Source organism: Streptomyces sp. NPDC030021 (assembly GCF_055574035.1).
This window is the reverse complement of record NZ_JBVIAH010000016.1, coordinates 149,588-159,851: the sequence shown is the minus strand read 5'-3', so window position 1 is coordinate 159,851 and position 10,264 is coordinate 149,588. Positions and strand designations below refer to the sequence as shown.

Here is a 10,264-nt window from a genome sequence, read left to right as displayed (position 1 = left end):
CCCACAGGATGGCTTTTCCCGTTCCTTCGGGTCCCGCGCCGGGAACGGGACAGGGAAAAAAAGGCAAAAAAAAAAGGGGTTCCCCCCGGGTTGGGGGGGTGGGGTGCCCACCCCTGTGTCGTATACGAAAATCAGATGACCTGGTCAGCGCATCTTTCCGCCGCGCGGCATCTTCATGCCCTTCGGCATGGGGCCCTTCGGCAGCGGCATGTTGCTCATGAGATCACCCATGGCGCGCAGCTTGTCGTTGACCTCGGTGATCTGCGGGCCGGCCAGCACGCGCGGCAGCTTGAGCAGGGTGGTGCGCACCTTCTTGAGCGGCACCTCGCCCTCGCCCGTACCCACGATGAAGTCGTGCACCGGCACGTCCGGCATGATCCGGGCCAGCTTCTTCTTCTCGTTCGCGAGCAGCGGCTTCACCCGGTTCGGGTTGCCCTCGGCGATCAGCACGACGCCGGCCTTGCCGACGGCACGGTGGACGATGTCCTGCTGCCGGGTCATCGCGATGGCAGGGGTGGTCGTCCAGCCCCGTCCCACGTTGTCCAGCACGGCCGCGGCCGCTCCCGGCTGCCCTTCCATCTGCCCGAAGGCAGCCCGCTCGGCTCGCCGTCCGAAGACGATCGCCATCGCGAGGAACGCCACCAGGAATCCCAGGATGCCCAGGTAGAGCTCATGCCCGACCAGGAAGCCGATCGCGAGAAAGACACCGAAGGTGACGATGCCCACGCCTGCGACGATCAGACCGACCTTCGGGTCCGCCTTGCGCGTCATCTTGTACGTCAGGGCGATCTGCTTCAGTCGCCCGGGGTTCGCAGCAGTCTCTGCGTTTGACTTCCTCGCCATAAAGCGAAGTTTACGTGGCCTGCGGGGTTCGGGTAGCCGCGGCCTCAAGTACATGTTCGGTTTCGACCCGGTCCTTGGCCCGCTTGCGGTCCTCCAGGACCGCCGTCCAGGCGTTGCGACGGGCCCCGCTCATCAGCAGGGACTCAATGCCCCGGAAGGCGTCGGAGAGGGTCGGGATGGCAATGGCGCGTACGGGCGCGGCCTGCATGATGTCGATCCCTTTCACGATGCTCGCCTCTGCGTGATGCGAGCGGTGTGTGCGGTGCGTGGACCAAGCGTCACTGACTGGTGTTACCAGGGCGTGACCGGTCGGTCAAATGTGATGGACACGTTGCAAACACTGACGCGACCCGCCGGACTCTTCCTCAGGAAAGAGCCTAGGGGCCGCGTCGATGCGGTGTTACCCACCAGTAACGCTTTGTGCGCGACTTCACACGCTCGCGGCACGGACGACTCAGACGGTCGCGCGCTTCTCCATCGCCTGCTGGTAGAGGCGGCCCGCACGGTAGGAGGACCGGACCAGCGGGCCGGACATCACGCCGGAGTAGCCGATCTCCTCGGCCTCCTTCGCCAGCTCCACGAACTCGGCCGGCTTCACCCAGCGCTCGACGGGGTGGTGCCGCGGCGAGGGCCGCAGGTACTGGGTGATGGTGATGAGCTCGCAGCCGGCCTCGTGCAGGTCCTTCAGGGCCTGCGAGACCTCCTCGCGCTCCTCGCCCATGCCGAGGATCAGGTTCGACTTGGTCACCAGGCCGTAGGCACGGGCCTTGGTGATCACGTCGAGCGAGCGCTCGTAGCGGAAGCCGGGCCGGATCCGCTTGAAGATGCGCGGCACCGTCTCGACGTTGTGCGCGAAGACCTCGGGGCGGGAGGCGAAGACCTCCTCCAGCAGCTCCGGGACCGCGTTGAAGTCGGGGGCCAGCAGCTCGACCTTGGTGTGGCCGGACTCGCGGCCCGCGGTCTGCTGGTGGATCTGGCGCACGGTCTCCGCGTACAGCCAGGCGCCGCCGTCGGCCAGGTCGTCGCGCGCGACGCCCGTGATGGTGGCGTAGTTCAGGTCCATCGTGACCACGGACTCGCCGACGCGCCGCGGCTCGTCACGGTCCAGCGCCTCGGGCTTGCCCGTGTCGATCTGGCAGAAGTCACAGCGCCGGGTGCACTGGTCACCACCGATGAGGAAGGTGGCCTCGCGGTCCTCCCAGCATTCGTAGATGTTCGGACAACCCGCTTCCTGGCACACCGTGTGCAGTCCTTCGCCCTTCACCAGGGCCTGCATCTTGGTGTACTCGGGACCCATCTTCGCCCGGGTCTTGATCCACTCGGGCTTGCGCTCGATGGGGGTCTGGGCGTTACGGACCTCCAGGCGCAGCATCTTGCGTCCGTCGGGTGCGACTGCGGACACGACCGGCTCCCTGTGACTTCGATTGTTCGGCGCCCACCAGGGTACGCCCGTAATTTCATACGCTCTTACGTCGGCCAACCTGCGGGCGGCCGGTCTCATTCCCGAAGGCTAGGGGGTGTCTTGCCGGTCAGGCCGGGCTCGCGGGGTCTGGCACCGCGCCCTGATCCGGCCTGACCGGCAAGACACCCCCTAGGAGCCCACGGCCGGCTCTATCTCGCGGGGCTTCAGCTCCGCGTGCTCCAGTACGTCCTTCAGGTGCCGTTCGGCCACCGGAAGCACCTCGGCGATGGTGATCTCCCGGCCCAGTTCGTACGAGAGCGAGGTCACACCGGCGTCCCGGATCCCGCAGGGGATGATCCGGTCGAACCAGGTGCTGTCCGGGTTCACGTTGATCGCGAAGCCGTGCATCGTGACGCCCTTGGCGACCCGGATGCCGATGGCGGCGAGCTTGCGGTCCTCGCGGCGCTGGCCGGCGTTGGAGGGGGCGTACTCGGGGCCGTTCAGCCGCGGGTCGAACTCCTCGTCGGCCAGCCGGGGGTCGAGCTCCAGCGAGAGGCCGCCGATCATGGGGCGCTCCTCGACGGGGTCGCCCAGGACCCAGACGCCGGAGCGGCCCTCGACCCGGGTCGTCTCCAGGCCGAACTCGGCGGCGGTGCGGATCAGGGCCTCTTCGAGGCGGCGGACGTGGGCGACGACGTCCACGGGGCGGGGCAGCTTCATGATCGGGTAGCCGACCAGCTGGCCCGGGCCGTGCCAGGTGATCTTGCCGCCGCGGTCCACGTCGACGACGGGGGTGCCGTCGAGCGGGCGCTCACTGGGGTCGGTGCGCCGGCCCGCCGTGTAGACCGGCAGGTGCTCCAGCAGCAGGCAGGTGTCCTCGATCTCGTCCGCGAAGCGGGCCGCGTGCACCCTGCGCTGTTCTTCCCAGGCCTGGGTGTACTCGACGGATTCCGGTCCGAAGCCCAGATGGACAAACCCAAGCTCAGCCACCGCAGCGCCTCCTCATTGAACCTGCTGTGTGCACGTACCTCACTGAGCAAGAGTACGGCGACCCGTGCGAGCCCCTTCAGGGCCCCGGCACGGGCTCGGCGGTGGGCTCCGGCACGGGCTCGGGGGTGGGCTCGGGACTGGGCTCCGGCGGGGGCCCCGGCAGCTGCTTCGGCCGACGCCGCCCTTTGAGCGGCCTGTCCGGGTCCTCGTCCGCGCGCGGCAGCCGCCGGTGGCCCTCCGAGTGGTCGTTGACCCAGCCGCACACCCCGCACGCGTACCGGCCGTCGAGCCCCGCGATGTAGGTGCCGCAGCGCCGGCACTCCGCCTCGGTCAGTTCGGGCGGGGACAGCGGGACTGTGGATTCGGTTCGCTCCTCGGGGAGGTGCGCCCTGTGGGGCCGAGGGGTCATGGGCCGCAGCGTACGCGGGCGGAGGGGTCCGGTCCGTAAAGGGCCCTACGCATTCTGCACACGATCGGATGAATGTGGGGCAGAGAGGGCGGCATCGGCGAAGTTCGCCGCTACATTCACGCCGTTCACAGGGCCGGGACTCCGGTCCGTCACGTCAGGAAACCGTGGAGCCGATGACGGAACGACCTGCCCAGCGCGTCCCCAACCGGCAGCTCGCGGCGCTGATCGCGGAAGCCGGGTTCTCCAACGCCGGTCTCGCCCGCCGCGTCGACCAGCTCGGCCTGGAGCACGGTCTCGACCTGCGGTACGACAAGACCTCCGTGACCCGGTGGCTGCGCGGGCAGCAGCCCCGCGGGACCACCCCCGCGCTGATCGCCGAGGTCTTCACCCGCCGCCTCGGACGCCGGCTCTCCGCCCAGGACCTGGGTCTGGACGCCTGCGCGCCCGTGTACGCGGGGCTGGAGTTCGCGGCCACCCCGGAGGAGGCCGTGGACATCGCGAGCGGGCTGTGGCGCAAGGACTCCGGTTCGCACGCCGAGCTCCGGAAGATCGCCTTCACCCCGGCCGGGCTGGTCGTGCCCAGCCGGGACTGGCTGATCGGGCGGGCCGACGAGCGGGTCGGCCGGGACGCGGAACCCGCTGCGGCCCGCGTCCCCCTGCAGGGGCGGGCCTCGGTCCCCCGGCAGCGGCAGATCGACCGCGGCCCCGGGCAGCGCGTCACCAGCGGGGACATCGCGGCGCTGAGATCGGTGAGCGAGCTGTTCCGGACCCTGGACCAGGCCTACGGCGGCGGGCACGCCCGCCAGGCCCTGGTGCGCTACCTGGAGCACGAGGCCGAACCGATGCTCCGCGGGACCTACGGGGAGACCACCGGGCGGCGGCTGTTCTCGGCCGCCGCCGATCTGACCCGGCTCGCGGGCTGGACCTCCTACGACATCGCCGCGCACGGGCTCGCCCAGCGGTACTTCGTACAGGCGCTACGGCTCGCGCAGGCGGCCGGGGACCGTCCCTACGGCTCGTACGTACTGGTCACCATGAGCCGGCAGGCGGTCTACCTCGGCCACGGCCGCGAGGCCGTGCAGCTGGCCCGGGTGGCCCAGCAGGGCGTCGGGTCCGGCCCGCCGCCCGTGGTGCAGGCGCTGCTCCACTCGGCGGAGGCGCGCGGACACGCGGTGCTCGGCGAGGTCCGGGCGTCGACCGCCTCCCTGGTGCGGGCCGAGCGCGCGCTGGGCGCGGCCCGGCCGGGGGACGACGTTCCGCACTGGGCCCGGTTCTACGACGAGGCGCAGCTGGCGGACGAGTTCGGGCACTGCCACCGGGACCTCCAGCAGTACCGGGCCTCGGCGCAGCACGCGGAGCGGTCCCTGCAGTTGCGGGGACCTGCGTACGCGCGCTCCCGGCTCTTCTGTCGGGTGGTGCTGGCCACGGCCCGGCTGGGGCTGGGCGAGCTGGACCAGGCGTGCGCCCTGGGCGCGGAGGCGGCGCAGCAGGCGATGGAGATGCGGTCGGTGCGGGCGGTGGAGTACGTACGGGACTTCGAGCGGCGGCTGGAGCCGTACCGGGACGCCTCGGCCGTGCGGACCTACCGGGACCGGGTGGCCGCCCTGTCCTGAAGCGCCCCGGGACATGCGGCAGGGGCCCGGTCCTGTGACGGGACCGGGCCCCTGTGTCGGTGATGGTTCTCAGGCCGCCACCGGAAGTGCGGGCTCCGGGGCGACCGGGAGCGGGATTCCGAAGTCGCGCAGGACGGCGCCGGCGGCGCGGCGGGCCGAGTGCAGGGCCCCCTGGACGGTGTTGGTGTCGCGGTGGTCGCCGCACACGTACAGCCCGGCCAGTACCCGTACGGGACGCCGCATGTCGTGCGGCGGGGGCATCGCCGGGACCGCCTCCGGGGTGTGGTGGACGGCCAGCAGTTCCCACTCGCGGGTGGAGGTGTCGTAGAGCCGGGCCAGCCGTGAGGCGACCGTGCGCGCGGGTGGCGGCGGGCCGAGCACGGTGGTGGTGACCAGGCTCCGGCCGGCCGGGGCCCGGGTCGGGTCGACCGCGCTCATCACGGCCGTGTGGGAGACGGGCCACTTGGGGTCCCCGTCCAGGAGCAGCGAGCCGTCCCGGGACAGGGGTGCGGTGGTGGCGTGGTGCAGGACGGTGACCTCGTGGAAGGCGGGCACGCGCAGGCCGGGCAGGAGCTCGGCGGCGGCGCGGGCCCCGGTGGCCAGGAGGACGGAACGGCAGCGGAAGTCGCCGTGCTCCTCGGTGGTGACCAGGTTGGTCGCCACCGACCGGACCCGGACCCCGGTCCGCACGGTGCCGGGCGGCAGGGCGGCGGCGAGCAGGTCGGGCAGGGCCGCCGCGCCGCCCTCGGGCACGGCGAGGCGGCCGCGGGCGAAGGCGCGCAGGGCGAGGTCGGCGACCCGGCTGGAGGTGGTGAGCTCCGGGTCGCGCAGCAGGGTGGCGAGCAGGGGGCGGAGCGCTCCGTTCAGGGTGCGCGCGGGCAGCCCGCGGGAGCGCAGGGCGGCGTGCGCGGTGCGTTCGGGACGGGCGAGCAGCTTCTCCTCGGGCAGGGTGGCGAGCCGGCCGAGGGCGGCGCTGATCCGGGCCTGGTCGAGGGAGCCGCTGGCCAGGGCCCGGGCCGGGGTGAGGACCCCGACCCGCAGCGGTTTCCCGTCGGTGTGGACGAGGACGCCCGGTGTAATGGGGCGCAGGGTCAGGGCCCGCAGGCCGGGGGTGCGTTCGAGCTCCGTGTACGAGGTGTTGAGCAACTGGCCGATCCGGTCCAGCCGGAACCCGTCGGCGGACTCGGTGGCCATCCGCCCGCCGGGGTCGTCCGCGGCTTCCAGGACGGTGACCGTGACTCCGGCCGCGATCAGGTGCTGCGCTGCCGCGAGTCCTGAGACTCCGGCTCCTACGATGACGACGTCCGCATGGTGTGCGGCATGGTGTGCGCTGCTGAGCACGTGCCCCTCCCCGAGGTCGGCGCGGCTGTGTGGGGATCCTCCTTCCCCCAACCGGTTAAAGGGGAACCTGAGTTCGGCGGGGTATTGCGGTCAACTCCGGTCGCACAGCGGTCGCATGTGGGTCACGAACGGTCGCACGGTGGTCGCACGCGGATCTCAGAGCGCGGCGCGGATCGCCTGCTCGATGCCGGGGTCGCGGAAGACGAAGCCGGACTCCAGCAGCCGCGCGGGCCGGGCCCGCTGACTGCCCAGCACGTCCTCGGAGAACTCCCCCAGCACGACGCGCAGGGCCACGGCCGGTACGGGCAGCAGCGCGGGCCGGCGCAGCACCCGGGCCATGGCCTCGGTGACCTGGCGGTTGGTCAGCGGCTCCGGGGCGGTCAGGTTGACCGGGCCGGACAGGCCCGGGGTGTCGATGATGTGCCGCAGGGCCGCGATCTCGTCCCGGAGGGAGATGTACGACCAGTACTGGCGGCCGTTGCCGAGCCAGCCGCCGATCCCGGCGCGGAAGATCGGGAACATCCGCCCCCAGGCCCCGCCCTCGCGGGCGACGACCAGTCCGGTACGGGCGAACGCGGTCCGGATCCCGGCCTCCTGGGCGGGGGCGGCGGCCGCCTCCCACTGCACGCAGACCGAGGGCAGGAACCCCTGCCCGGCCGGGCAGGTCTCGTCGACGGCCCGGTCGCCGGTGTCCCCGTAGTAGCCGACGGCCGAACCGCTGACCAGGACGGCGGGCGGCTCGTCGAGGGCGGCGAGCGCGTGCGCGAGCGCGGCGGTGCCGAGCACCCGGCTGTCGCGGATCTCCCTCTTGTACGCGGCGGTCCACCGGTGGTCCCCGACCCCGGCCCCGGCCAGGTGCACGACGGCCCCGCAGCCGGCCAGCCCGGCAGGGTCCACGTACCCGCGCGCCGGATCCCATCGCGCCTCGTCCGCCCCAACGGGCTCCCGCCGCACGAACCGCACCACCTCGTGCCCGTCCGCCCGCAGGGACCGCACGAGTGCACTTCCGATGAGCCCGGTCGCCCCGGTGACAGCAATCCGCATGCCCCCATCCTGCCGGGTCGCTGCGCGGGCTCGGCGGAATTCGGGGGTGCGTCGTTGTCCTTCGCCGGACGCGCGTGCCCTGGCGGGCGTCACCACACGGCGCTCCGCGCCCGCGCCTCAAACGCCGGCGGGGCTGGAATTCCAGCCCCGCCGGCGATTGAGGCGATCCTTCAGCCCCGCCGGCGTTTGAGGCGCGGGTCCGGGGCGGAGCCCGGTTCAGGCGGTCGTGGTGCCGAGCCAGGTGCCGACCGCGTAGGTCACGGCCATGGCCAGGGCGCCGCCGGCCACATTGCGGGCGATCGCCCTCGGCAGCGGCGCCCCGCCCAGCCGCGCACTGATCACCCCGCACAGCGTCAGCGCCGCCAGCACCGCCACCACCGTCACCGGCACCCGCTGCGACGGCCCCGGCAGGATGATCGCCAGCAGCGGCAGCAGCGCCCCCACCGTGAAGGCGACGAGGCTGGCGAAGGCCGCGTGCCACGGGTTGGCGAGCTCGTCGGGGTTGATCCCGAGCTCCACCCGGGCATGGGCCCGCAGCGCGTCCCGCTCCGTCAGCTGTTCGGCGGCCTCCCGCGCCACGTCCCGGCTGAGCCCCCGCTCGGCGAGCAGGTCGGTGAGTTCGTCGAGCTCCGCCTCCGGCTCCTCGGCCAGTTCCCGGCGTTCCAGGTCGAGCGCCGCCCGTTCGGAGTCCCGCTGGGAGCTGACGGAGACGTACTCCCCCGCCGCCATCGACAGCGAGCCCGCCAGCAGCCCTGCGACGCCCGCCGCCAGGATCGCCGCGCGCGAGGTCGTGGCCCCCGCCATACCGACCACCAGGCCCGCGGTGGAGATGATCCCGTCGTTGGCGCCGAGCACACCCGCGCGCAGCCAGTTGAGCCGCGTGCTGATCTCCGCGCTCTGCGAGCCGTCACCCTCGCCGTGCGCCTCGATGTGCGCCTTGCCGGGCCGTTTCTCCGCGCCTTCGCCTGCCGTCACGCCCCCACTGTCGCGGCCCGGGGCGTACGAGGCCACCCGGCGGGCCGGTCCGGGGTGCGCGGGCCCGGCCCCCGTACCAGGGTGGAGAGGTGAGACGCCGACGTCAGGAGCCGGGATGGCTGCGCGGCGAGCCGCCGCCGCGCTGGGCCCGGATCGCGCCCGCGGTGGCCCTGGTCGTGCTGGTCCTGGCCCAGGCTGTCACCCCGGGCGCGGAGCTCGGGTTCTTCCTGGCCGGTCTGCCCCCGGTTGCCGCCTTCGCGTACGGGGCGGCCGGGACCGCGGTCTTCGCCGGCATCGTCCTCCTGCTGCTGGGGGTCCACTCGCTCGGTGTCGCCAACGCCCGGGGCACGGACCTGGCCACGGTGGCCGCCGTCGGGGTGCTCAGCGTGGTGATCGCCTGGGTCCGCCAGCGCCGGGACGCGCAGCTGGTCAGCGTACGGACGGTGGCGGAGGCGGCCCAGCTCGCGGTCCTCCCGCCGGTGCCGGAACGGGTGGGTCCGGTGCGCTGTTCGGGCCTGTACCGGGCGGCACAGCGCGGCACGCTGGTCGGCGGCGACCTGTACGACGTGCGGGCCGGGCCGTACGGGGTACGGGCGCTGGTCGGGGACGTCCAGGGGCACGGGCTGGCGGCGGTCGCCACGGTGGGGGCGCTGCTCGGGGCCTTCCGCGAGGCCGTGATCGACGACGCCGGGCTCGGGGCGGTCGTGGCCCGGCTGGACCGGCGGCTGGTGGCGGACGCGGCGGCCGCGTCGGTCGAGCATCCGGAGCTGTTCGCCACGGCCGTACTCCTGGAATTCCCGCCCGGGCTGGACGTCGTCCGGATCGTGTCGTGCGGGCATCCGTCGGCCCTGCGGGTCCGCGGATCGGCGGTGGAGGAGGTGATCGTCGAGCCGGGGCCGCCCCTGGGCCTGGGGCTCGCCGGTCCGGCCCCGCCGCCGGTGACGGAGCTGGCGGTGCGCCCCGGGGACCAGCTGCTGCTGCACACCGACGGCGTGACGGAGGCCCGCGACACGACGGGGGCCTTCTACCCGCTCGCCGCCCGGGTACCCGTACTGGCACGGGACCCGGAGGGCCTGCTCGGGGCGGTGTGGCGGGACCTCGCGGCCTTCACGAAAGGCGGCCCGAACGACGACGTGGCGCTGCTGCTGCTGTCCCTGGACGGACGGGAACCGGCGGCTTAGGGGGTGTCTTGCAGGGCGGTCCCGGCCGACCGCGCTCGGCCGGCCGGAACCCCCTGTCGTGCGGTGAGTGACAGCCGTAACGACCACGACCGGCAGCTGACCACCGAAAACCGACGCCTGAGGCATGGGGCCTGAGGCCTGAGGCGCCTACGACTCCATGATGAACGCGCGCACCAGCTTGCAGGTGACATTCGACGGCCGGTGGATCCCCGTCCGAACGGCCATCGTCCGGATCTTCCGGTTGGTGGCACGGCGGGCGTCGTACGTCCCCGAGTCGAGCAGGGATATCGCCAGCCGCATCGCCTTCAGACGGCGGTTGTGGCTCTCGTACCACTCGCGGGGCAGCCCCGCCGGCAGCGGCTTCTTCTTGACGTGCTGGACGGTGGTGGCAGTGGCCATCTACAGCCTCCCAAACGGTAGTTGGCTTCCTGTCGTTCTTCCTCGATTTTACCGGGGACCACTGACA

11 protein-coding genes are annotated in these 10,264 nt (G+C 72.7%); 2 read left to right on the top strand and 9 right to left on the bottom strand.

The features are described from left to right. Positions 1-144 precede the first annotated feature (144 nt). The 5 genes from ACZ4YL_RS28700 to ACZ4YL_RS28680 form a co-directional block, all read right to left on the bottom strand. Positions 145-843, bottom strand: a complete 699-nt coding sequence (locus ACZ4YL_RS28700) for a DUF4191 domain-containing protein (protein ID WP_314253123.1) — start codon at positions 841-843, stop codon at positions 145-147. A 10-nt stretch (positions 844-853) separates the two neighbouring features. Next, a complete protein-coding gene (locus ACZ4YL_RS28695) occupies positions 854-1,051 on the bottom strand; it encodes an SCO2195 family GlnR-regulated protein (protein WP_030010916.1) in 198 nt (65 codons plus the stop codon). 246 nt (positions 1,052-1,297) lie between these two features. Further along, on the bottom strand, positions 1,298-2,245 hold the full coding sequence (gene lipA / locus ACZ4YL_RS28690) for a lipoyl synthase (RefSeq protein ID WP_327735116.1): 948 nt from the start codon (positions 2,243-2,245) through the stop codon (positions 1,298-1,300). A gap of 189 nt (positions 2,246-2,434) precedes the next feature. Then, entirely contained in the window at positions 2,435-3,235 is an 801-nt protein-coding gene (lipB, locus tag ACZ4YL_RS28685) for a lipoyl(octanoyl) transferase LipB (protein WP_468120533.1), read from the bottom strand. A 76-nt stretch (positions 3,236-3,311) separates the two neighbouring features. Further along, the gene (locus ACZ4YL_RS28680; RefSeq protein WP_468120531.1) at positions 3,312-3,644 is read right to left on the bottom strand and encodes a hypothetical protein; all 333 of its coding nucleotides are present in this window, start codon (positions 3,642-3,644) and stop codon (positions 3,312-3,314) included. A 173-nt stretch (positions 3,645-3,817) separates the two neighbouring features. On the opposite strand from ACZ4YL_RS28680, the gene ACZ4YL_RS28675 reads away from it, so the two are divergent. Next, entirely contained in the window at positions 3,818-5,257 is a 1,440-nt protein-coding gene (locus tag ACZ4YL_RS28675) for a regulator (RefSeq protein WP_468120530.1), read from the top strand. A 69-nt stretch (positions 5,258-5,326) separates the two neighbouring features. Here ACZ4YL_RS28675 and ACZ4YL_RS28670 read toward each other — a convergent pair whose 3' ends face one another. The 3 genes from ACZ4YL_RS28670 to ACZ4YL_RS28660 form a co-directional block, all read right to left on the bottom strand. Then, positions 5,327-6,598, bottom strand: coding sequence for an NAD(P)/FAD-dependent oxidoreductase (locus ACZ4YL_RS28670; RefSeq protein ID WP_468120528.1), 1,272 nt, complete (start codon positions 6,596-6,598; stop codon positions 5,327-5,329). Between the two features lie 156 nt (positions 6,599-6,754). Then, complete coding sequence (locus tag ACZ4YL_RS28665) at positions 6,755-7,642, bottom strand: TIGR01777 family oxidoreductase (protein ID WP_468120526.1); 888 nt, start codon at positions 7,640-7,642, stop codon at positions 6,755-6,757. Positions 7,643-7,858: 216 nt separating this feature from the next. Beyond that, positions 7,859-8,572 carry a VIT1/CCC1 transporter family protein gene (locus ACZ4YL_RS28660; protein ID WP_468120608.1) on the bottom strand — a complete coding sequence of 238 codons (714 nt, stop codon included), beginning with the start codon at positions 8,570-8,572 and terminating at the stop codon, positions 7,859-7,861. 134 nt (positions 8,573-8,706) lie between these two features. Here ACZ4YL_RS28660 and ACZ4YL_RS28655 point away from each other — a divergent pair, with 134 nt between their 5' ends. Continuing rightward, the gene (locus tag ACZ4YL_RS28655) at positions 8,707-9,798 is read left to right on the top strand and encodes a PP2C family protein-serine/threonine phosphatase (protein WP_468120524.1); all 1,092 of its coding nucleotides are present in this window, start codon (positions 8,707-8,709) and stop codon (positions 9,796-9,798) included. Between the two features lie 147 nt (positions 9,799-9,945). Here ACZ4YL_RS28655 and ACZ4YL_RS28650 read toward each other — a convergent pair whose 3' ends face one another. Beyond that, entirely contained in the window at positions 9,946-10,197 is a 252-nt protein-coding gene (locus tag ACZ4YL_RS28650) for a hypothetical protein (RefSeq protein WP_468120523.1), read from the bottom strand. Positions 10,198-10,264 lie beyond the last annotated feature (67 nt).

What these genes read in the sequence shown, in the direction of transcription:
- ACZ4YL_RS28650 (WP_468120523.1), bottom strand. Translation starts at nt 10,197, where the DNA reads ATGGCCACTGCCACCACCGTCCAGCACGTCAAGAAGAAGCCGCTGCCG.
- ACZ4YL_RS28675 (WP_468120530.1), top strand. Translation starts at nt 3,818, where the DNA reads ATGACGGAACGACCTGCCCAGCGCGTCCCCAACCGGCAGCTCGCGGCG.
- ACZ4YL_RS28695 (WP_030010916.1), bottom strand. Translation starts at nt 1,051, where the DNA reads ATGCAGGCCGCGCCCGTACGCGCCATTGCCATCCCGACCCTCTCCGAC.
- ACZ4YL_RS28680 (WP_468120531.1), bottom strand. Translation starts at nt 3,644, where the DNA reads ATGACCCCTCGGCCCCACAGGGCGCACCTCCCCGAGGAGCGAACCGAA.
- ACZ4YL_RS28700 (WP_314253123.1), bottom strand. Translation starts at nt 843, where the DNA reads ATGGCGAGGAAGTCAAACGCAGAGACTGCTGCGAACCCCGGGCGACTG.
- ACZ4YL_RS28665 (WP_468120526.1), bottom strand. Translation starts at nt 7,642, where the DNA reads ATGCGGATTGCTGTCACCGGGGCGACCGGGCTCATCGGAAGTGCACTC.